Source organism: Mesorhizobium sp. M0563, from assembly GCF_040321065.1.
Taxonomy (GTDB): domain Bacteria; phylum Pseudomonadota; class Alphaproteobacteria; order Rhizobiales; family Rhizobiaceae; genus Mesorhizobium.
Genome location: NZ_JAMYQV010000025.1, coordinates 44,558 through 63,833, shown reverse-complemented (window position 1 = coordinate 63,833; position 19,276 = coordinate 44,558). Strand labels below are relative to the sequence as shown.

Here is a 19,276-nt window from a genome sequence, read left to right as displayed (position 1 = left end):
TCCACCCTTTCAAGCGGTGATCCGTTGGATAGGGATCAAGCTTGAGTTGTCCCTTTTACACGCAGGCGAAGTAAGTACTTGTAAATGCGACATTTTTTTGGTCGTTTTCTACAAAACCCGTCGCATTAAGCAAACCTGCGTCCGATCCGTTTCAAACTTACCCGATTAGGCCGGCCAAGGGGACGGAAACCTTCAGTTTGAGTTAATTTCACATCTGCGCGCTAACGTTTCGTTAACATAGTTGCAAAAGTGCAACATCAGGTTTGCACCAAGACCTCACCCGAGGCAAGCGGAGAAGTGTCGAACGCGTCCGCCGCCAACAGCGCCGACGCTTGATTCCGCTTTGCCGGAACGGCAGCTGCCGCCGTCAGTTCCCGTAGCGCGAGGCGATGTCGCGAGACAGCGTCTCGCCTTCCTTCATGTAGCGGCTGATGGCTTCCGTCGCCGAGGCGGTGCATTGCGTATAACTGCCGCCGAAGGATCGGTAGCCGCGGTTGAAGCTGGCGATGAAGCGGGCGCGCCGCTCAGGGTTCGGATTTTCTGATGCGATCAGTTTTTCCATCTCGGCCCGCCACCGGTCGCCCTTCTCGCCGCATAGATTGCGCAGGAAATGCAACGAGCCGAGCACTTCCGCCAGCCGCAACAGCCCGGGCTCGAACGGCGCCTCGGCGGCAATGGCAGGACGCAAGCCGACAACCACACTGACGGCGAGGCAGGCGGCGAGAAACGGTGATGTGCGGTTCATGAGCCCTTGTGCTGAAACAATTTGTTGCCTGCAAGGCGATTCTCAAGCTCAGTTCGCGCCGCCCTTGCTGGTGGCCAGCAGGCCGTCGGCGATATCAAACACTGCATCGGCAAGCTGCATCGCTGTCATTTCGGCCAGTGTATAGAAGGCGGCGGTTTCGGCGTCGTCACTGGCCACCGCCTCGCCGCCGGCATAGTTGGCCCCAAACACCGTCAGCCGGTAGTCGACCGGATGCCCATTGCCGCTGCCGTCGATGTGGATTTCCCGCAGCGGCCGGTAGTTGCGCGCCTGCAATCCGGTCTCTTCCAGCAATTCGCGCCTTGCTGCCTGTTCCAGCGTCTCGCCGGCTTCGACCTTGCCACCGGGAAAGGCATAAAGGCCCTGCGAGGGCGGTCTGGCCCGCTTGACCAGCAGCACCGTGTTCTCGCGCACGACGCAGACCGAGACTGCCGGAATGATCTTACGTGCTTCCATGGGTTCCCGATCGCTCGATTGGCATAGCCCGTTGTGGACCGGCCGTCGGCGAACAGCTTTAGCGGTTGCGAAAGGCAGGTTCCATGGTCACTTTCACATGTCACCCATTCGAGAGCTGAATTCATGTGCGGACGCTTTGCCTTGACCGCCACTCCGGACCAGACCGCCGCCCTTCTCGGTCTGGCGGAGTTGGAGGAGTTTCCGCCCCGCTACAATATCGCGCCGACGCAGCCGGTGCTGATGGCGCTCGCCGGATTGCCGCAGGCGCCGGGCTCGAACCTGCCCGACCGCCGCTCGATGCTGGTGCGCTGGGGCCTGATCCCGGCCTGGGTCAAGGATACGCGTAACTTCCCGCTGCTGTTCAACGCGCGTTCTGAGGGGGCTTCGGAAAAGCCGTCGTTTCGCGCTGCCATGCGCCATCGCCGCGCCCTGGTACCGGCTTCGGGATTCTACGAATGGCACCAAACCGCTGGCAGAAGAGGGCAGCCCTATTGGGTGCGGCCAAAGCATGGAGGGCTTGTCGCCTTCGCCGGGCTGATTGAGACGTATGCCGAGCCGGGTGGCTCGGAAATGGACACCAGCGCCATTCTGACCGCCCACGCCAATGCCGATATTGCCCATATCCACGACCGCATGCCGGTGGTGATCCATCCCGAGGATTTCGCGCGCTGGCTGGATTGCCGCACGCTCGAGCCGCGTGATGTGGCCGATCTGCTGAGACCCACCCGGCCCGATTTCTTCGAAGCGATCCCGGTTTCCGACCTCGTCAACAAGGTCGCCAATACCGGGCCGGAGATTCAGGAGAAGGGCGTCGTCGAGCCTGAGCCCGAGAAGGTCAAGCGCCAGAAGTCCGGCGCGAACGACAGTCAAATGACATTATTTTAGCGAAAGCTACTATTTCCAGGACACCGTGAGCGCCTCAATCTTCACCCGACGGCATTCTCAGGCAGCGCGTGGCGACACGATCTTCTGTGCCGGCTTCTTCTTCTTCGCGGTGTGCAGAAGAGCTGCGACGATTGCTGCCGGGCCGATCGCCCGGTAATGGCTGGCGAGCGCCGGTTGCTTGGCGCGGTTGGATTCTTGCTTAGGCATTATTCTCTTCCCTGGTAACGTCTTCGTGTCTGCGTTTGCTGGCCGAATCCGACCAAATCGTGACGCTTGCTGATCTAGCCGGCGAATGTTTCATGACAGTGCCGATCTGTTTAATAAAATGTTTCAGTGGCTCATTTCCTGTGAGCCAACGATATTTTTGGCGAAGGTAGCGACTTGACGGCAACACCGGGCAAGGCGATAAAGCCGGCCATGAAAACGTCTTTCGCCATTTGCGGCATTTGCATTATCGACTAGCCTCGCGCTGGTCCTGGACGTTTTCGCCTCATCTCCTCCCAGATTGGACAAACGCCCCGGCCAGCAGGCTGGAGCTCGATTTTGCGCCTCGGCGTGACCGACTCCATCCAGAGCACGATCCCAAAAGATCATGCTCAAACAAAGTAACGCACCGGAACGCACGTATGTCTGACGCATCGAAGAGCCTGCGCCTCTACAACACGCTAACGCGGAGCAAGGAGGATTTCTTCCCGATCGATCCGCGCAACGTGCGCATGTATGTCTGCGGCCCGACGGTCTACGACTTCGCCCATATCGGCAATGCGCGGCCGGTGATCGTCTTCGACGTGCTGTTCCGTTTGCTGCGCCATCTCTACGGGCAAGCGCATGTCACTTACGTCCGCAACATCACCGACGTCGACGACAAGATCAACGCTCGCGCGCTGCGCGATTTCGGCGGCGAGATTGCCTTGGGCAAGCTGTCGCTGAACGAAGCGATCAGGCGGGTCACCGAAAAGACCGCCGATCAGTTCCACAAGGACGTGGCGGCGCTCGGTTGCCTGGAACCGACGGTCGAGCCGCGCGCCACCGAGTTCGTCGAGCCTAGGCCCGACGGCAAGGTCGACATGATCCTCTTGATTCAACGCTTGATCGAACGCGGCCATGCCTATGTCGCGGCTGGAGAAGTCCTGTTCGACACCGCTTCCATGCCGGACTACGGACAGTTGTCGAAGCGCAATCTCGACGAGCAGCAGGCAGGCGCCCGCGTCGCCGTCGATGCGCACAAGAAGAACCCGCAGGATTTCGTGCTGTGGAAATTGTCTTCGCCCGAGGAACCGGGCTGGGAGAGTCCGTGGGGCAGGGGTCGGCCGGGCTGGCACATCGAGTGCTCGGCGATGTCGGCCGCCTATCTCGGCGAGGTGTTCGACATCCATGGCGGTGGTCTCGACCTGATCTTTCCACACCACGAGAACGAGATCGCCCAGTCACGTTGCGCCCACGGCACCGAAACGATGGCCAAGGTGTGGATGCACAACGGTTTCCTGCAGGTCGAGGGCCAGAAGATGTCCAAGAGCCTGGGCAATTTCTATTCGATCACCGAACTGCTGGAGACGGAGACTTTTGGCGGCCGCAAATGGCCGGGCGAGGTGCTCAGGCTGGCGATGCTGATGACGCATTATCGCGAGCCGATCGACTTTTCCGTACGCAAGCTGGAAGAGGCGGAGAATACGCTGCGCAAATGGAAGCGAGCGGCCGATCTGGCGCCGCCAACGGCAAAATCGGTGCCGGCGGATGTGATCGAAGTGCTGTCGGATGACCTCGCCACCTATCCCGCATTCCAGTTGCTGACCCAGTTGGCTGGCGATGCTGTTGATTTCGACGCTGGTAGCAGCAACGCAGCCGCCGAAGACAACGATGCTGCCACTTTGCTGAAGGCATCGCTGCTGTTCCTCGGCTTCGACGTCGCAACAGCCAAGGTGGATGAAGACGCCATTGCCAAAGCGATCGCCAAACGCCTCGCGCTGATCGCCGCCAAGAACTGGGCCGAGGCCGACCGCATCCGCGACGAGTTGCTGGCGCAAGGCATCCAGTTGAAGGACGGCAAGGACCCTGTCACCGGCGAACGCATCACCACCTGGGAGGTAAAAAGATGATCGATCATCTCGGCATCACCGTTTTGGATTTCGACGTGTCGAAAGCTTTTTACGACAGGGCGATGGCGCCGCTTGGTGCCTCGCTGCTCTACATGGTGCCGCAGGAATATACCGGCGGCGCCAAGGTCGGCGGCTACGGCCGCGACCGGCCAGTGTTTTGGCTGCATGCCGGCAAGGACAAGCCGAAGGATCATCAACACGTCGCTTTCACGGCGCGCAGCCGTGCCGAGGTCGATGCCTTTCACGCGGCGGCAAGGACAATGGCGGGCCGGGCCTGCGCCCGCACTATCATCCGAACTATTATGGCGCCTTCGTCTTCGATCCCGACGGCAACAATGTCGAGGCGGTCTGCCATGCTCCGGAGTAAAATGCGATGAGCCTTGACAACAGACCGGTGTATACGGGCGGCTGCCAGTGCGGCGCAGTGCGCTTCCGCGTCGAAGGCGCGCTCGGCGATGCCTCCGTCTGCCATTGCCGCATGTGCCAGAAGGCGAGCGGCAATTTTTACCTGCCGCTGGTCTCGGTGCGCGGCGCAGGACTCGACTGGACGCGCGGCGAGCCCAAACGCTTCCGCTCGTCCAATGCGGCGTTGCGCGGTTTCTGCGCCGAATGCGGCACGCCGCTGACCTTCGAAGCGACCGACGGCGTGGCGCTCGCCATCGCCGCATTCGACCACCCCGAGGAGATCGCGCCGACGATCCAATGGGGTGTCGAAGCCAAGCTCCCCTATGTGGATCATGTCCACGAATTGCCCGGTGAGGAAACGATGGCCGACGTCTCGTCTGCCTCCTATCTCGCCGACCTCGTCTCCTACCAACATCCCGACCATGACACCGAACAATGGCCGCCGGAGGAAAGATCATGACCGAAACCGTTCGTACCGGCGGCTGCCAGTGCGGCGCCGTGCGCTTCCGCATCCACGGCGCGCTCGGCCGCCCCTCGATCTGTCATTGCCGCATGTGCCAGAAACAGTTCGGCTCGTTTTTCGGCGCGCTTGTGACAGTGCCGAGCGACGGCGTCGAATGGCTGCGCGAGGAGCCGAGTTACTTTCAGTCGTCGGTCAACATCGATCGCGGCTTCTGCGCCCGCTGCGGCACGCCGCTGACCTACCGCCAGCCCGGCGCGCTCGAGATCGCCATCGGCGCCTTCGACGACCGTTCCGATCTGGCGCCGCAGATCCAGGTCAACTACGCCGCCAGGCTGCCTTGGGTGGAGACGATCTTCGACGCGCCAATCCACGACGATCCGGATTTCTACGCGCGACAGGAGTCAATCATCTCCTTCCAGCATCCCGATCACGAGACGGCCAACTGGCCGCACCAGGGCCTGAAACTATGAGCAGCGAATTCCGCACCCTCTATCCCGAGATCGAGGCTTTCGAGTCCGGCATGCTAGACGTTGGCGATGGCCATCAGGTCTATTGGGAGCGCTCCGGCACCCGCGGTGCCAAGCCGGCGGTATTCCTGCATGGCGGACCGGGCGGCACCATTTCGCCAAAGCACCGGCGGCTGTTCGATCCGACGCTGTACGATGTCATCCTGTTCGACCAGCGTGGCTGTGGAAAATCGACGCCCAATGCCTCGCTCGAAGCCAACACCACCTGGCATCTGGTCGCCGACATAGAGCGGCTGCGCGACATGTGCGGCTTCGACAAATGGCTGGTGTTCGGCGGCTCGTGGGGTTCGACGCTGGCGCTGGCCTATGCCGAGACACACCCCGAGCGGGTCAGCGAACTGGTCGTGCGCGGCATCTACACGCTGACCCGCGCCGAACTCGAATGGTACTACCAGTTCGGCGTCTCGGAGATGTTCCCCGACAAATGGGAGCGGTTTTTGGCGCCCATTCCGGAGGCTGAGCGCGGCGACATGATGGCCGCCTACCGCAAACGGCTGGTCGGTAGCGATCCTGTGGCGCAGGTCGAGGCCGCTCGCGCCTGGAGCCTGTGGGAGGGCGAGACGATCACTTTGCTGCCGGAACCGGAAACCAGCGGTCCCTTCGGCCAGGATGATTATGCCCTGGCCTTCGCCCGCATCGAGAACCACTATTTCGTCCATGCCGGCTGGCTGGAAGAGGGACAGCTGCTGCGTGATGCATGGAAGCTTAAGGATATACCGGGTAGCATCGTTCACGGCCGCTACGACATGCCGTGCCCGGCGCGCTATGCCTGGGCGCTGCACAAGGCGTGGCCGAAAGCGGATTTCCATCTGATCGAAGGTGCCGGCCACGCCTATTCGGAGCCGGGCATCCTCGACAGGCTGATCCGCGCAACGGACGTGTTTGCCGGGAAATGACGATGGCTCGCGAGCGCCTTTATCTGTTCGACACGACGCTGCGCGATGGTCAGCAGACGCCGGGTATCGACTTTTCCGTCGAGGACAAGATCGCCATCGCCAAGCTGCTCGACGAGTTCGGCATCGACTACGTCGAGGGCGGTTACCCTGGCGCCAATCCAACCGACACCGCCTTTTTCGCCGAGCGTCGCACGGCCGATGCCAAGTTCGTCGCCTTCGGCATGACCAAGCGGGCAGGAGTGTCGGCCTCGAACGACCCCGGCCTCACCGCGCTGGTCCAGTCGAAGTCGGATGCCATCTGCTTCGTCGCCAAGAGCTGGGACTACCATGTCCGCGTCGCGCTCGGCTGCACCAATGAGGAGAACCTCGAGGCGATCAAGGCCTCGGTCGAGGCGGCGCTCAGTGCCGGCAAGGAGGCGATGGTCGACTGCGAGCATTTCTTCGATGGCTTCAAGGCCAACCCCGATTATGCGCTGGCCTGCGCCAGGACGGCCTACGATGCCGGCGCGCGCTGGGTGGTTCTATGCGACACCAATGGCGGCACGCAGCCCTCCGAGGTGCGCGCCATCGTCGAAAAGGTGATCGCGGCCGGCATACCGGGCGACCATCTCGGCATCCACGCCCATGACGACACCGGCCAGGCGGTGGCGAATTCGCTTGCCGCCGTGGAGGCCGGCGTGCGCCATATCCAGGGCACGCTGAATGGCATAGGCGAGCGCTGCGGCAACGCCAATCTGATCTCGATCGTGCCGACATTGTCGTTGAAGCCTGCCTTTGCCGGCCGCTTTGCAACGGGCATTTCAGCGGAGGCATTGACCGGTATATCGCGCTTGTCCCGCGCCTTCGACGAGTTGCTGAACCGTGCGCCGGAAGCGCAGGCCCCCTATGTCGGCGCCTCCGCATTCGCTACCAAGGCCGGCATCCATGCCTCGGCGCTGGCCAAGGAGCCGGCGACCTACGAGCATGTACCGCCAGAGACTGTCGGCAACCGCCGCCGCGTCATGGTTTCGGACCAAGGCGGCAAGGCGAATTTCATGGCCGAGCTGAAACGGCGCGGCATCGACATGCCCCGGGACGACCATCGCCTCGACGCGCTGATCGCCGTGGTCAAGGAGCGTGAGGCGGAGGGCTACGCTTACGAAGGCGCCGACGCCAGCTTCGAGCTTCTGGCGCGCAAGATGCTGCATGGCGTGCCGGAATTCTTCCGCGTCACTTCATTCCGCTGCATGGTCGAGCGCCGCTTCGACGCCAACGGCCAGCTGAAGACGGTCTCGGAGGCGATTGTGAAAGTGCTGGTCGAGGGCGAGGAGAAGATGTCGGTCGCCGAAGGCCATGGCCCGGTCAACGCGCTCGACATTGCGCTGCGCAAGGATCTCGGCAAATTCCAGAGCGAGATCGCCGATCTCGAGCTGGCCGACTTCAAGGTGCGTATCCTCAATGGTGGCACCGAGGCGATTACCCGCGTGCTGATCGAATCGCATGACGGCACCGGTGCGCGCTGGTGGACGGTCGGCGTCTCCGAAAACATCATCGATGCTTCGTTCCAGGCGCTGATGGATTCGATCGTCTACAAGCTGATGAAGAACCGCGACATGGCCGGGCTGATCGCGGCGGAGTGAGGAAATGGGCTTCACGATAAGCTGGGTCGCATTCAATGGTCTGCCACTCGCGAAGGCAGCGCTGGCTTTCGGTCTGGCTCAGAGCGGACAATCGGACGAGGTTTTTGATTTTGACTACAATGGCGTGACGGTTGGTCAAAATTGGTCTGTCGTCATTTTTAACGACGTGAACATGGACCTGGTGGACGAGAAGCGCCTGGCTAACCTTTCGACGGGCAGGGACATTGTCGTCGTTCACAATATCGATACGGTCATGCTGCAATGGGCCGAACAGTGGCGCGACGGGCACGAAGTCTGGAGCATACGACACACCAGCGCAGACGGTGCGCGCAACCTGGAAGCGACAGGAAACCTTCCATCCTGTTTCGAGGAGATCCGCCGCGAGCGCTTCGCAGATCAGGATCGCGAGGACGCAGGTGCTGCCGCCATAGACTTTATCGCCGATATTCCGATCGAGGTGGCAGAATGCGTGACGGGCTTTCGTCACGACACCGTTGGAGCGGAATTCATGGAATTGGTGCCTGCGCCCGGCGAGACCAAATGACTGCGGGCTTCGCGCATTTCAATGAACTGGTGAAAACTCCGGGTTCTTGAACCATCAGCGAGACTCCATTGATCCATCAGAACTTTGCGATGGTCTTGCCGGGGCCGCTGGCGCATAGCCTTGGGCCATGGCTACCCAAGTACTTCAAATCGAGGCCGATACCAAAGCTCGTCGCGGCTTCTTGCTGGCGCTCGTCGCCTACCTGCTTTGGGGGCTGCTGCCCTTCTACATGAAGGCTGTCGCGCATCTGCCGCTGGCCGAAGTCATCGCCCACCGCATCGTCTGGTCGGTGCCGATCGCGGCCGCCGTCCTGGTCTGGGCGGGCCGCACTGCCGATTTCAAAGCGGCCGTTCGTTCGCCGCGCATCATTTCGATGGCGCTGCTGACGGCGGCGCTGATCTCGGTCAACTGGGGCATCTATGTCTGGGCGATCGCGGTCGACCGCACGATCGAGACCGCGCTTGGCTATTACATCAACCCGCTGGTCAGCGTCGTTGTCGGCGCGCTGCTGCTCGGCGAACGGCTCGACCGCCTGCAGATCGCGGCGGTGGTGCTCGCGGCAATCGCCGTCGCGGTGCTAACCATCGACGCTGGCAAGCTGCCCTGGGTGTCGCTGGTGCTGGCCTTTTCCTTTGCCGCCTATGGCTTCTTCCGCAAGACGCTGCCAATTGGTCCAAGCCAGGGCTTCCTGCTCGAAGTGCTGCTACTGTCGGTGCCGGCGCTCGGCTACATCGTCTTCCTGATCGCCACAGGACAGGATCATTTCGTCTCCAGCTCCTTGAACGACACCGCCTTGCTGGTCGGCTGCGGACCGGTCACCGCCGTGCCGCTGCTGTTGTTTGCGTTCGGCGCCAGGCTGCTGCGCCTCTCCACCATCGGCATCATGCAATATATCGCGCCGACAATCGTCTTTTTGATCGCGGTGCTGATTTTCGGCGAACCCTTCGGCAGCGTTCAGGCCATCGCCTTCGGCCTGATCTGGGCGGCGCTGGCGATGTACTCCTGGTCGATGTTTTCTTCGGCGCGCAAGACCGTCGCCGCATCCGCTCGATCCGCGTAACGAAGAAAGGCGGCTGGCGGGCCTAATGCCGGCAGCCGCCCCTTTCACGGTCGCTCAGCGCTTCGGCCCGAAGCCTGGATAGGGCTGCAGCGGCACGACGGCGGCAATGTCCATCATGCCGGCCTTGACCAGCGGCAAGGTTGCGAGATGGCTGCGCACGTCGGCATCGCTGCCGGCCTCGAACATCATGCCGCTGCCGGGAATGTCGCCTCGATTCCACACCTGACGCACGGCGCCTTCGGCATAGAGCGTGCGGCGCTGCTCGGCCTCGCCGGGCAGCAGAGGCGCGAAATCGGCGTCGGTGAACTTTTCGGTGTTGCGCACAAGAAGGGCAAAGAACTGCATCGGAATCTCCTGATGTTGGCCGTTGGAATGGCGAAAATATTCGCTTCGGCTGGCCAGACAGTCCAAGACTGATTAGGCTAAAGTTGAGACCTCACGGGACTTGAGCATCGGAGCAACAATGTTCGACCTGCGCCAGCTCCGCTATTTCATCACGGTGGCCGAAACCGGCAATGTCGGGCGTGCCGCCGAATTGCTCCACATCTCGCAGTCGCCGCTCAGCCGCCAGATCATGCAGCTGGAGCAGCAACTGGGCATCACATTATTCGAGAGGGCGAGGCAGCGTGTTCATCTCAATCCCGAAGGCCGCGCCTTTCTTACCGAGGCGCGTGCGCTGCTGGCCCATGCAAGACGGCTGGAGGAGCTCGGCCGCAATCTCGCCAGCGGTACGGTCGGCCGTCTCGCTATCGGCTATGTCGAAGGTGCGGTCCATGCCGGGCTTGTCGCTCGGATGCTGCGCCAGTTTCGCCGCGACCGGCCCGAATTTCATCTTCAACTGAAGGGCCAGCGTTCCGCCGCGCAGATCGAAGCGCTGCGCGAACGATCGCTCGATCTGGGCCTCGTCTACACGCCTCCTTCTGCCGACGATCCCGACATCGCCGCCTTGCTCATCATGCGCGAGCCTCTGGTTCTGGCGATGCCGGAAAGCGATCCATTGGCCGAAATCGCGGAGATACTGCCGCAGCAACTGGACGGACGCACCTGGATCACGGTGGTGCGCCAGCCTGACGACACCAACCGCAGCCAATTTCTCGCCGCCTGTGCGAAGGCCGGTTTCCTGCCCGACATAGCCTATGAGACGACCGATCCGTTGACGTCGTTGGGCTTGGTCAGCGCCGGGCTTGGGCTGGCGACGGTGCAGGCCAGCCTGCGGAGTGCCGCGCCGCCTCAGATCGTGTTTCGCGATCTGCCGTGGTTCGAACGCACCGTCTCGATCCATCTCGCCTGGCGACGTCAGGACAAGCGGGCGGTCATCGCGGACTTAAGGAAGGCAGTAGGGAAGGAGTTAATGAAGGAGTTAATAGTGAATAGTGAATAGTGAATAGTAAAGTACAACACCTTCCGAACCGGCGCGCGTGTCTATCCCTACTCCCTACTCCCTACTCCCTACTCCCTACTCCCTCTACATTTTATCAATCACCGACTGCACGCCCTCCGTCGGTGCATCGACGGAGGATCCCGCCACCATGATGGCGGCTACGATCGCTTCCGGGTCCTCGACCACCAGCGGCTTGACCCGCTGCGCGGTGTGGATGAAGCCTTCCGTTGCCATGTGGTCGAGCAGCGCCAGCATCGGATCCCAGAACCCTCCGACGTTGCCGAAGACGATCGGCTTACGATGATGTCCGAGCTGCGCCCAAGTCATGATCTCGACGATCTCCTCGACGGTGCCGATGCCGCCGGGCAACGCCACAAAGGCGTCGGATTTCTCGAACATCCTGTGTTTGCGCTCGTGCATGTTGTCGGTGATGACGAGCTCGTCGAGCCGGTCAAGCGCGGTTTCGGTCGCCTCCCGGTTGATCAGAAAACGTGGAATTATGCCCGTTACCTTGCCGCCGGCCTTTAATGCCCCTTCAGCGACGGCACCCATGATACCTTTAGTGCCGCCGCCATAAATCAGACGCAGGCCGGACTTGGCGATCGAGCGGCCAAGCAGGTGTCCGGCCTTGATATAGGTTTCATCTCGGCCCGGGGACGAGCCGCAATAGACGCAGACAGATCGAATCGTGTTCATGTTATGATTGGTGATAGGGACTATTGGCATGGTCAAGCCCCGGAGCGGGCTTTTTCTTGTCGGCTTTGGCAAAACAGGCTAGACCGAAATTAGGTGGCTAAGGGGCAGGGAAACATGGCAATTAATCCGTTGAAGGCGTTTTTGTTCGCGGCTGGCGGCTCCGTCGCTGCGGCGGGAACCGCCTATGTATCGGGCGCACTCGACCCGTATCTCAATTCTACCCCGCCTGCGGAAGTCGCGGCGCTGACGCCGCCGGTTTCGAAACCGGTCGCTCCGGCAACCGAGGGGCGGCTGCCGTCTGCGCCCGCCGCGTCCACCGATGCGGCGACGCCCGCCGCGCCGGCCGCTGCAGGTGCGATCGTGCCGACCTTCGACATCGTGCGCGTCGAAAGCAACGGCTCGATCGTCGTCGCCGGCAATGCAGCGCCCAACGCCAAGGTCGAGATTCTCAACGGTTCGACTGTGCTCGGCTCGACGGTCGCCGGTCCCGACGGCGCCTTTGCCATTATTCTCGACGATCCGCTGAAGCCCGGCGACTATACGATCACGCTTCGCTCTACGGCCGACAATGTCGTGACCGCCTCGGCGCAGACCGCCGTCGTTTCGATTCCCCAGAATTCCACCGGTCAAGTGCTGGCAATGGTCGAGGAGCCGGGAAAGCCGTCCGAACTGCTCACTGTTCCTGCCCCTGAGGCAAAATCTGACGCCTCGCCGCCAACCGGCGAACAGGCGGCCGTTCAGCCACCCGCCACCGGCACCGAATTGCCGGCTGCCGCAGCGCCGGCCGCCCCGGCGGCTGATGTTCCAGCAGCGCCTGCTTCTGCCGCGCCGGCCGCTGTTGAAGCCGCACCGGCTCCGGCAGCGCCCGCCACACCGGCAGCGCCTGCTACTTCCACGGCGGAGCCCAAGGTCGTCGTCGAAGCCGTCGAAATCGACGGCAACAAGATTTTCGTTGCCGGGGTCGCCGATCCCGGCCGCAAGGTGCGCGCCTATGCCAATGATATCCTGCTCGGCGACGCGAAGACCTCGCCCGACCGCCACTTCCTGGTCGAAGCGACACGCGACGTCCCGGTCGGCACCTACACCATCCATGTCGACGCGCTCGACGCCGACGGGGTGACGGTGGTGGCTCGTGCCGCCGTGCCGTTCGAACGCGAGCCGGGCGAGGCGGTTGCCGCCGTCGCACCCGCCGAGCCAAAGCCTGCCGAGGTAAAACCAGCCGAGCCGAACGCTCCGGCCACCGAAGCCGCACCGGCGACAGCCGCCGAAACGCCCGCAACTGCCCCCATTCCTGCCACCGAGGCCCCGGCCGAAATGGCCGTCGCGACGCCTCCGGGCGAAGCTCCCGAGACCGTGGGCCCCAAGCTCGAACATGCCAATGGCGCAGTCATCATCCGCCGCCACGACACGCTGTGGCGGATTTCGCGGCGAGTCTATGGCCAGGGCATGCGCTACTCGACCATCTATCTCGCCAACCAGGACCAGATCAGCAATCCGAACCGCATCTGGCCGGGGCAGGTGTTCAAGGTGCCGGAGAAATCGAAAGAAGGCGAGCCCGCCGATCTCAAGGCAATGGGCGACCAGATGACGACGGCGCCAGTCAAGACTGAGTAGCCGTTCTGCCCATCAGGATAGCTTGCGGCAGGGCCAGTCATCGTTTATCGCCGATGGACGATGACCGAATCCTCCCTCGTAACGGACCGACGCCGCGCGGCAGATGAACACACGCCGGCCAACTGTACGCCGGATAGCCGCTCCGTCGCTGTCCGGCTCGCGGCCCTTTCGCATCCGGCGCGGATCGAAATTCTCAAACACCTTTCCGCAAGCCGTTCCTGCTGCTGTCGCGAGGTCGTCGAGCATCTCGACCTGGCGCAGTCCACCGTTTCCCAGCATTTGAAGATTCTGGTCGAAGCCGGGCTTATCCGCTTCGAGCCTGACCGCCAGCGCTCGCGCTATGAGCTCGACCGTGCTGCGCTCGCCGATGTTTCCGCGTCGCTGGCCGCGCTGGTCGATTCCTGCTGCTCCGGCCGCTAAGATATAAAAAGGTAAACAAGAATGGCCGAGAAAACCGTTTCCGCCGATTCCGGCTCGACCTTCAGAACGTTGCGCAATCTCTGGCCCTATATGTGGCCGGCCGACCGCGCCGACCTGAGGGCGCGGGTGGTGTGGGCAACCGTGCTGCTGGTTGCCGCCAAGCTGACCCTGGTGGCCGGACCCTATTTCTTCAAATGGGCGACCGACGCACTGGCCGGCGACGCCAAATCTCCGCCGCCGCTGCCGGCCTTCCTGCTGGCGCCGGTCATGCTGGTCGTCGCCTACAATGCCGTGCGGCTGGTGCAACTCGGCTTCAACCAGTTGCGCGACGCCCTGTTTGCACGGGTCGGCCAGCATGCCGTGCGCCGGCTCGCCTTCCGCACCTTCGTACACATGCATGAATTGTCACTGCGCTTCCACCTCGAACGGCGCACCGGCGGCCTGTCGCGTGTCATCGAGCGCGGCACCAAGGGCATCGAGACGATCGTCCGCTTCACCATGCTGGCGACGGCGCCGACGATCGTCGAATTCGCGCTCACCGCCGGCATCTTCGCCGTCACCTATGGCTGGCTTTACGTGCTGGTGATCGCGGTCACGGTCTGGCTCTATGTGTGGTTCACCGTCAGGGCGAGCGATTGGCGTATTTCGATCCGCCGAGAGATGAACGACAGCGATAATGAAGCCAGCACGAAGGCGATCGATTCGCTGCTTAACTACGAAACAGTCAAATATTTCAACAACGAAGCCATGGAGGCCGAGCGCTTCGACCGTTCCACGGCGCGCTATGAGGTGGCGGCGACCAGGACCTGGACCTCGCTTGGCTGGCTGAACTTCGGCCAAGGCGTGATCTTCGGCATCGGCATGACCGTCGTCATGGTGCTGTCGGCGCTCGAGGTGAAGGCAGGCACGCAGAGCGTCGGCGATTTCGTCTTCGTCAACGCCATGCTCATGCAGCTTTCGGTGCCGCTGAATTTCATCGGCATGATCTACCGCGAAATTCGCCAGGGCCTGACCGACATCGAAAACATGTTCGATCTGCTCGACGTCAAGCGCGAGATCGTCGATCGGGCGGGCGCCAAGCCACTGGTCGTCGATGCCGGTAAGGTCGAGTTTCGTGACGTGCATTTTTCCTACGACCCCAACCGCAAGATACTGAAGGGCATCAGCTTCGAGGTGCCGGCCGGCAAGACGGTGGCCATCGTCGGCCCCTCCGGAGCCGGAAAGTCGACCATTTCGCGGCTTTTGTTTCGTTTCTACGACATTCAGCGTGGCACGATTCTGATCGATGGCCAGGACATTCGCGACGTCAAGCAGGAGAGCTTGCGCGCCGCCATCGGCATGGTGCCGCAGGACACGGTGCTGTTTAACGACACCATCGCCTACAACATCCGCTACGGCCGCATCGGCGCCAGCGAGGAGGATGTGCGCAAGGCGGCAGAACTGGCCCAGATCGGACCGTTCATCGAGCGGCTGCCCGACGGCTATCGCTCAATGGTGGGCGAGCGCGGGCTGAAACTGTCCGGCGGCGAGAAGCAGCGGGTGGCGATTGCCCGCACCATCTTGAAGGCACCGCCGATCCTGATGCTCGACGAGGCGACCTCGGCGCTGGACAGCCACACCGAGCAGGAGATCCAGGCGGCACTGGACCTGGTCAGCCAGGGCCGCACCACCCTCGTCATCGCCCATCGACTGTCTACAGTGATTTCGGCCGACGAGATCATCGTCCTGCAGGACGGCCAGATCGCCGAGCGCGGCACCCATGCCGCCTTGATGGCCAAGCGCGGCCTATATGCATCGATGTGGGACCGGCAGCGCGAGGCAAGCGAGGCCGAGGAGCGGCTGCGCATTGCCCGCGAAAGCGACGAGTTCGGCGTCGTCGTCCGCCGCCGCACCTCGGAGGTGAGCTGAAATTCGTGCTTGACCTCAACTTAAGTTGAGATCGTAGGCCGTTTTGGATCGTAGCAAGATGCGTCGTTCAAAAACGGAGACAATCGATATGAATGGGATAAATCAGGCAGTTAGTGGCGGCAGCGTATTCCGGGTGGACAAGTTTGTCGTTCCGGCCAACGCTCGCGAGGAGATTCTTGCCAAGGTCCGGATGACGCATGAATTGCTGCGCCAGCAGCAAGGGTTCGTCCAGGATTTCCTGCTCGAGCAATTCTCGGGGCCGGGGGAGTTCAACCTCGTGACCATTGTCGAATGGGAAGGGCAGGCCGCTGTCGATAAGGTCGTGCCGATCATCAAGGCCGCGCATGAGCGCATCGGCTTCAATCCTCAGGAGACCATTGCGCGACTTGGCGTCAGGGCCGATATCGCCAATTACCAGCGGATTCCCGCGGTGTAAGCTCTCTATGGCCAGCCTGCTCCCGGCGCGGTAGCCTCGATGCTGAGCACCTGGCCGGTACGGGCATCGCTGATCATATGTTCGAAGCCGCGCCATTCGGCGGCCACGATGAACAGCGTTTTTCCCTCGCTGCCGCCGAGCATGCAGGCAAAACAGCCGCGATCGACGTCGACGCTTTCGAGCATTGTGCCGCCCTCGCGCACCCGCACGCAATGCCTGTTCGGAACGTCGGCGTACCAGGCGGCACCTTCGGCATCGAGGCAGATGCCGTCGGGAAAACCGTTGCCAAGATTGGCCCAGACTCTCCGATTGGAAAGGTGGCCATCGGCAGCGATGTCGAAGGCGGTCAGCCGGTTGGCGTGGGATTCGGCAACGACAAGCGTCTTGTTGTCGGGCGTCACTGCCATGCCATTGGCGAAGGCGAGATTCTCAGCCACCTGCCGAGCCGAGCCGTCAGGTGCAACCAGCACGACGGTGCCGGGGCCGAAATGCTGGCCGGAAGCCGGAGCCGGCCCACCACCATTGACGTAGATGTTGCCGCGCCCGTCGACGACGATCTCGTTCCATGGGCTCTTCGACAGATGTCTCAGATCGGCATGGGTGACCAATGTCCCGTCAGCCTCCTGCCTGAGGATCAGCCCTTCGCGGCCGGACACGACAAGCAGCCGCCCGTCCGGCAGCCAGTCGATGGAGTAGGGCAGGGTGGCCGGCACGATGAGCGCGATCTCGCTGTTGCCTAGGGCGTCAACGGCGATGATCTGGCCTGTGCCCCAGTTGCAGAACCACAGCCGGCCATCGTGCCAGCGAGGCGACTCGCCAAAGGCCAGACCGTTCATCACCACTTGCGCTTGCCTGGCTGCTGATTTCTGCATGGGCCGAGAACCTCCGGGTTTGCGCAAATCGTCACGGCCGAAAGGCCGATGAGAGGCGCTGTCTTGCCAAGGACGGGCGTGGGGGCTTCGTGCCGACAATCGCAATCAACATATTTCCGGTTGACCACTTCGGCAGTCCGGATGCTGCCAAGGACGCCCCTGAGGCGGCACGACCGCCAACACCCGACCGCCTGATTGTCGCGTTGCGGCGAAGGGGTGTTTCCGCTATTGAGGCCGGACTTGGAACCAAGGTTGCCCTCATCCCATGAGCCTCGTTGACACGATCAAAAATGCGTTCGTTCCGATCCATCGCGAGGGTTATCCCTTTATCGCTGCGTTCGGCGCGGCGACGCTTTTTCTTGGCTATTTCTCCTCGACCCTGTTCTGGATCGGTCTCATTCTGACCGCGTGGTGCGCTTATTTCTTCCGCGATCCCGAGCGTGTCACGCCGATCGACGACCGGCTGGTTGTCAGCCCGGCGGACGGCATCGTCTCGGCCGTCGGCCCGGCCGTGCCGCCGCGCGAGCTTGGCCTCGGCGGCGGCGAAATGACCCGCATCTCGGTATTCATGAATGTCTTTTCCTGCCACGTGAACCGCGCCCCGGTGCGTGGCCGCATCTCCAGGATCGAGCATCGGCCAGGAAAATTCCTCAACGCCGAACTCGACAAGGCAAGCACCGAGAACGAACGCAACGGGCTGGTCATAGAGAGCCCCAACGGCACGGTGGCTGCGGTGCAGATCGCCGGCCTGGTGGCGCGGCGGATCGTCTGCTGGGCCGAGACCGGCGGCGCCATCGGCACCGGCGAGCGCTTCGGGCTGATCCGCTTTGGCTCGCGCGTGGACGTATTCCTGCCCTCGACGGCGACGCCGCGCGTTGCCGTCGGCCAGACGGCGGTAGGCGGTGAGACGGTGCTGGCGGAATTCGGCGGCGTTGCCGCAACGCCGCTCGTGCGGATATCCTGACCGGTGGCCCCGCCGTTCAAGAAATTCGAGGCGCATGGCGGCGGCGGCCCGCGCATCCGTGAAATCCCGATGCGCATGGTGCTGCCCAATCTGGTCACCGTGCTTGCCATCTGCGCCGGCCTGTCCGGCATCCGCTTCGGCTTCGAAGGCCGCTTCGAGCCGGCGGTGGTGATGGTACTGCTCGCCGCCTTCCTCGATGGTATCGACGGCCGCCTGGCGCGAATGCTGAAGGCGACCTCCAAATTCGGCGCCCAGATGGATTCGCTGGCCGATATCGTCAATTTCGGCGTGGCACCGGCGCTAGTGCTTTATGCCTTTCTGCTCGACAGGGCAGGTTCGCCGGGTTGGATCGCGGCGCTGCTGTTTACCATCGCCTGTGGGATGAGGCTTGCCCGCTTCAACGTGCTCGACGAAGAGCTCGACCGTCCGCAGTGGCAAACCGAATATTTCGTTGGCGTGCCGGCGCCGGCGGGTGCGGTGCTGGTGATGCTGCCGCTCTATCTGTTCTTCCTCAGGCTTGGCCTTGAACCCAGCCGCCTGGCGGCCTTCATTGCCACCGGCTTTACAATATTGGTGGCGTTCCTGCTGGTCAGCCGACTGCCCGTCTATTCCGGCAAGAGCGTCAGGATACCGGGCGACAGAGTGCTGCCGATCATCCTCGCAGTCGTCCTCTACGTCCTGCTTTTGATGACCTATCCCTGGTATACGCTGACGGCTTCGGTTGCCGGCTATTTGCTGTTTTTGCCATTCAGCGTGCGCGCCTATTCCAGACGCGCCAAGCGCGAAGGCGAGAAGGTACCGTCCTCGGACATCGGCTGACAGATTTGGTGCCAATTTCGCACGCGGCGCTGTGGAACGCCCTTCAAAACCACGTTTTCGGAACTTGCTGGGCGCCTGACCGTTTGTGTCGGTAGGTCCGTTTGAGCGACTGCTCGTGATCGTCAACGTCGCGCAAGCTGCCGCATCGGGCCCAGAATCATCGGAATACGAGAAATGGCTGTCATCCTCATTGGCGCATTACTGACTGTCGCCGGCCTCGTATATATGGCGGTTGCAGCCATCATGCGCGGGCGGCTCAGTGAGCCGGCCGCTGTCTCCACCGCGCCGGATAGCCCGAGGCCCAATCTCGCAACACCAGGTCCGACTCTGGAGCCGCGGCGGCGCGGGCTCCGTTTTCTCGGCTTGTCACAGAATTGGCCGGGCCTGCTGATGATGGCCGTCGGCGTCATTCTGCTGTTATCGGTAGTGGTCCTCTAGAGTTTTGGAAAGGT

22 protein-coding genes and 1 pseudogene are annotated in these 19,276 nt (G+C 62.4%); 17 read left to right on the top strand and 6 right to left on the bottom strand.

The window, feature by feature from the left end:
- Positions 1 to 367: 367 nt before the first annotated feature.
- Both NKI50_RS26035 and NKI50_RS26030 read right to left on the bottom strand, forming a co-directional pair.
- Entirely contained in the window at positions 368 to 745 is a 378-nt protein-coding gene (locus NKI50_RS26035) for a TIGR02301 family protein (RefSeq protein ID WP_023719865.1), read from the bottom strand.
- A gap of 48 nt (positions 746 to 793) precedes the next feature.
- Positions 794 to 1,219: an NUDIX hydrolase gene (locus tag NKI50_RS26030; RefSeq protein ID WP_036244964.1), complete on the bottom strand. Its 426-nt coding sequence runs from the start codon at positions 1,217 to 1,219 to the stop codon at positions 794 to 796.
- 123 nt (positions 1,220 to 1,342) lie between these two features.
- On the opposite strand from NKI50_RS26030, the gene NKI50_RS26025 reads away from it, so the two are divergent.
- Entirely contained in the window at positions 1,343 to 2,104 is a 762-nt protein-coding gene (locus tag NKI50_RS26025; protein WP_023719863.1) for an SOS response-associated peptidase, read from the top strand.
- A 57-nt stretch (positions 2,105 to 2,161) separates the two neighbouring features.
- On the opposite strand, the gene NKI50_RS26020 is transcribed toward NKI50_RS26025, so the two are convergent.
- Entirely contained in the window at positions 2,162 to 2,311 is a 150-nt protein-coding gene (locus NKI50_RS26020) for a hypothetical protein (RefSeq protein ID WP_023677745.1), read from the bottom strand.
- A 419-nt stretch (positions 2,312 to 2,730) separates the two neighbouring features.
- Between NKI50_RS26020 and cysS the strand changes: the two genes are divergently transcribed.
- The 8 genes and pseudogenes from cysS (at position 2,731) to rarD (ending at position 9,714) form a co-directional block, all read left to right on the top strand.
- Positions 2,731 to 4,200 carry a cysteine--tRNA ligase gene (gene cysS / locus NKI50_RS26015; RefSeq protein WP_023719862.1) on the top strand — a complete coding sequence of 490 codons (1,470 nt, stop codon included), beginning with the start codon at positions 2,731 to 2,733 and terminating at the stop codon, positions 4,198 to 4,200.
- Positions 4,197 to 4,567: pseudogene (locus NKI50_RS26010) on the top strand (VOC family protein). Before cysS ends, NKI50_RS26010 begins: the two are co-directional and overlap by 4 nt.
- A 6-nt stretch (positions 4,568 to 4,573) precedes the next feature.
- Complete coding sequence (locus NKI50_RS26005; RefSeq protein ID WP_023719861.1) at positions 4,574 to 5,065, top strand: GFA family protein; 492 nt, start codon at positions 4,574 to 4,576, stop codon at positions 5,063 to 5,065.
- Positions 5,062 to 5,538 carry a GFA family protein gene (locus tag NKI50_RS26000; RefSeq protein ID WP_023719860.1) on the top strand — a complete coding sequence of 159 codons (477 nt, stop codon included), beginning with the start codon at positions 5,062 to 5,064 and terminating at the stop codon, positions 5,536 to 5,538. Before NKI50_RS26005 ends, NKI50_RS26000 begins: the two co-directional genes overlap by 4 nt.
- Positions 5,535 to 6,491 carry a prolyl aminopeptidase gene (pip, locus tag NKI50_RS25995; RefSeq protein WP_023719859.1) on the top strand — a complete coding sequence of 319 codons (957 nt, stop codon included), beginning with the start codon at positions 5,535 to 5,537 and terminating at the stop codon, positions 6,489 to 6,491. The genes NKI50_RS26000 and pip overlap by 4 nt, the downstream gene beginning before the upstream one ends.
- Positions 6,488 to 8,110, top strand: a complete 1,623-nt coding sequence (gene cimA / locus NKI50_RS25990) for a citramalate synthase (protein ID WP_198030508.1) — start codon at positions 6,488 to 6,490, stop codon at positions 8,108 to 8,110. The genes pip and cimA overlap by 4 nt, the downstream gene beginning before the upstream one ends.
- A 4-nt stretch (positions 8,111 to 8,114) precedes the next feature.
- Positions 8,115 to 8,654 carry a hypothetical protein gene (locus NKI50_RS25985; RefSeq protein WP_051409686.1) on the top strand — a complete coding sequence of 180 codons (540 nt, stop codon included), beginning with the start codon at positions 8,115 to 8,117 and terminating at the stop codon, positions 8,652 to 8,654.
- Positions 8,655 to 8,781: 127 nt separating this feature from the next.
- Positions 8,782 to 9,714 carry an EamA family transporter RarD gene (gene rarD / locus NKI50_RS25980; RefSeq protein WP_352548978.1) on the top strand — a complete coding sequence of 311 codons (933 nt, stop codon included), beginning with the start codon at positions 8,782 to 8,784 and terminating at the stop codon, positions 9,712 to 9,714.
- 54 nt (positions 9,715 to 9,768) lie between these two features.
- Here rarD and NKI50_RS25975 read toward each other — a convergent pair whose 3' ends face one another.
- On the bottom strand, positions 9,769 to 10,059 hold the full coding sequence (locus tag NKI50_RS25975) for a muconolactone Delta-isomerase family protein (protein ID WP_023719855.1): 291 nt from the start codon (positions 10,057 to 10,059) through the stop codon (positions 9,769 to 9,771).
- 118 nt (positions 10,060 to 10,177) lie between these two features.
- Here NKI50_RS25975 and NKI50_RS25970 point away from each other — a divergent pair, with 118 nt between their 5' ends.
- The gene (locus NKI50_RS25970) at positions 10,178 to 11,095 is read left to right on the top strand and encodes a LysR family transcriptional regulator (RefSeq protein ID WP_352481839.1); all 918 of its coding nucleotides are present in this window, start codon (positions 10,178 to 10,180) and stop codon (positions 11,093 to 11,095) included.
- Between the two features lie 84 nt (positions 11,096 to 11,179).
- Here NKI50_RS25970 and NKI50_RS25965 read toward each other — a convergent pair whose 3' ends face one another.
- Positions 11,180 to 11,791 carry an LOG family protein gene (locus tag NKI50_RS25965; RefSeq protein ID WP_023719853.1) on the bottom strand — a complete coding sequence of 204 codons (612 nt, stop codon included), beginning with the start codon at positions 11,789 to 11,791 and terminating at the stop codon, positions 11,180 to 11,182.
- A gap of 114 nt (positions 11,792 to 11,905) precedes the next feature.
- Here NKI50_RS25965 and NKI50_RS25960 point away from each other — a divergent pair, with 114 nt between their 5' ends.
- The 4 genes from NKI50_RS25960 to NKI50_RS25945 all read left to right on the top strand — a co-directional run bounded on the left by NKI50_RS25960 (position 11,906) and on the right by NKI50_RS25945 (position 16,169).
- The gene (locus NKI50_RS25960) at positions 11,906 to 13,405 is read left to right on the top strand and encodes a LysM peptidoglycan-binding domain-containing protein (RefSeq protein WP_023719852.1); all 1,500 of its coding nucleotides are present in this window, start codon (positions 11,906 to 11,908) and stop codon (positions 13,403 to 13,405) included.
- Between the two features lie 60 nt (positions 13,406 to 13,465).
- Complete coding sequence (locus tag NKI50_RS25955) at positions 13,466 to 13,825, top strand: ArsR/SmtB family transcription factor (RefSeq protein ID WP_023719851.1); 360 nt, start codon at positions 13,466 to 13,468, stop codon at positions 13,823 to 13,825.
- A gap of 21 nt (positions 13,826 to 13,846) precedes the next feature.
- The gene (locus NKI50_RS25950; RefSeq protein ID WP_023719850.1) at positions 13,847 to 15,733 is read left to right on the top strand and encodes an ABCB family ABC transporter ATP-binding protein/permease; all 1,887 of its coding nucleotides are present in this window, start codon (positions 13,847 to 13,849) and stop codon (positions 15,731 to 15,733) included.
- An 88-nt stretch (positions 15,734 to 15,821) separates the two neighbouring features.
- Positions 15,822 to 16,169: a hypothetical protein gene (locus NKI50_RS25945; protein WP_023719849.1), complete on the top strand. Its 348-nt coding sequence runs from the start codon at positions 15,822 to 15,824 to the stop codon at positions 16,167 to 16,169.
- 5 nt (positions 16,170 to 16,174) lie between these two features.
- Here NKI50_RS25945 and NKI50_RS25940 read toward each other — a convergent pair whose 3' ends face one another.
- Positions 16,175 to 17,041: an SMP-30/gluconolactonase/LRE family protein gene (locus tag NKI50_RS25940; RefSeq protein ID WP_023719848.1), complete on the bottom strand. Its 867-nt coding sequence runs from the start codon at positions 17,039 to 17,041 to the stop codon at positions 16,175 to 16,177.
- Between the two features lie 265 nt (positions 17,042 to 17,306).
- Here NKI50_RS25940 and NKI50_RS25935 point away from each other — a divergent pair, with 265 nt between their 5' ends.
- From NKI50_RS25935 to NKI50_RS25925, 3 genes are all read left to right on the top strand, one after another.
- Positions 17,307 to 18,005 carry a phosphatidylserine decarboxylase gene (locus NKI50_RS25935; RefSeq protein WP_023719847.1) on the top strand — a complete coding sequence of 233 codons (699 nt, stop codon included), beginning with the start codon at positions 17,307 to 17,309 and terminating at the stop codon, positions 18,003 to 18,005.
- Between the two features lie 3 nt (positions 18,006 to 18,008).
- A complete protein-coding gene (locus tag NKI50_RS25930) occupies positions 18,009 to 18,824 on the top strand; it encodes a CDP-alcohol phosphatidyltransferase family protein (RefSeq protein ID WP_023719846.1) in 816 nt (271 codons plus the stop codon).
- A gap of 174 nt (positions 18,825 to 18,998) precedes the next feature.
- A complete protein-coding gene (locus NKI50_RS25925; RefSeq protein ID WP_023719845.1) occupies positions 18,999 to 19,262 on the top strand; it encodes a hypothetical protein in 264 nt (87 codons plus the stop codon).
- Positions 19,263 to 19,276: the final 14 nt, after the last annotated feature.

What these genes read in the sequence shown, in the direction of transcription:
- NKI50_RS26035 (WP_023719865.1), bottom strand. Translation starts at nt 745, where the DNA reads ATGAACCGCACATCACCGTTTCTCGCCGCCTGCCTCGCCGTCAGTGTG.
- NKI50_RS26030 (WP_036244964.1), bottom strand. Translation starts at nt 1,219, where the DNA reads ATGGAAGCACGTAAGATCATTCCGGCAGTCTCGGTCTGCGTCGTGCGC.
- NKI50_RS26025 (WP_023719863.1), top strand. Translation starts at nt 1,343, where the DNA reads ATGTGCGGACGCTTTGCCTTGACCGCCACTCCGGACCAGACCGCCGCC.
- NKI50_RS26020 (WP_023677745.1), bottom strand. Translation starts at nt 2,311, where the DNA reads ATGCCTAAGCAAGAATCCAACCGCGCCAAGCAACCGGCGCTCGCCAGC.
- cysS (WP_023719862.1), top strand. Translation starts at nt 2,731, where the DNA reads ATGTCTGACGCATCGAAGAGCCTGCGCCTCTACAACACGCTAACGCGG.
- NKI50_RS26005 (WP_023719861.1), top strand. Translation starts at nt 4,574, where the DNA reads ATGAGCCTTGACAACAGACCGGTGTATACGGGCGGCTGCCAGTGCGGC.
- NKI50_RS26000 (WP_023719860.1), top strand. Translation starts at nt 5,062, where the DNA reads ATGACCGAAACCGTTCGTACCGGCGGCTGCCAGTGCGGCGCCGTGCGC.
- pip (WP_023719859.1), top strand. Translation starts at nt 5,535, where the DNA reads ATGAGCAGCGAATTCCGCACCCTCTATCCCGAGATCGAGGCTTTCGAG.
- cimA (WP_198030508.1), top strand. Translation starts at nt 6,488, where the DNA reads ATGACGATGGCTCGCGAGCGCCTTTATCTGTTCGACACGACGCTGCGC.
- NKI50_RS25985 (WP_051409686.1), top strand. Translation starts at nt 8,115, where the DNA reads ATGGGCTTCACGATAAGCTGGGTCGCATTCAATGGTCTGCCACTCGCG.
- rarD (WP_352548978.1), top strand. Translation starts at nt 8,782, where the DNA reads ATGGCTACCCAAGTACTTCAAATCGAGGCCGATACCAAAGCTCGTCGC.
- NKI50_RS25975 (WP_023719855.1), bottom strand. Translation starts at nt 10,059, where the DNA reads ATGCAGTTCTTTGCCCTTCTTGTGCGCAACACCGAAAAGTTCACCGAC.
- NKI50_RS25970 (WP_352481839.1), top strand. Translation starts at nt 10,178, where the DNA reads ATGTTCGACCTGCGCCAGCTCCGCTATTTCATCACGGTGGCCGAAACC.
- NKI50_RS25965 (WP_023719853.1), bottom strand. Translation starts at nt 11,791, where the DNA reads ATGAACACGATTCGATCTGTCTGCGTCTATTGCGGCTCGTCCCCGGGC.
- NKI50_RS25960 (WP_023719852.1), top strand. Translation starts at nt 11,906, where the DNA reads ATGGCAATTAATCCGTTGAAGGCGTTTTTGTTCGCGGCTGGCGGCTCC.
- NKI50_RS25955 (WP_023719851.1), top strand. Translation starts at nt 13,466, where the DNA reads ATGACCGAATCCTCCCTCGTAACGGACCGACGCCGCGCGGCAGATGAA.
- NKI50_RS25950 (WP_023719850.1), top strand. Translation starts at nt 13,847, where the DNA reads ATGGCCGAGAAAACCGTTTCCGCCGATTCCGGCTCGACCTTCAGAACG.
- NKI50_RS25945 (WP_023719849.1), top strand. Translation starts at nt 15,822, where the DNA reads ATGAATGGGATAAATCAGGCAGTTAGTGGCGGCAGCGTATTCCGGGTG.
- NKI50_RS25940 (WP_023719848.1), bottom strand. Translation starts at nt 17,041, where the DNA reads ATGCAGAAATCAGCAGCCAGGCAAGCGCAAGTGGTGATGAACGGTCTG.
- NKI50_RS25935 (WP_023719847.1), top strand. Translation starts at nt 17,307, where the DNA reads ATGAGCCTCGTTGACACGATCAAAAATGCGTTCGTTCCGATCCATCGC.
- NKI50_RS25925 (WP_023719845.1), top strand. Translation starts at nt 18,999, where the DNA reads ATGGCTGTCATCCTCATTGGCGCATTACTGACTGTCGCCGGCCTCGTA.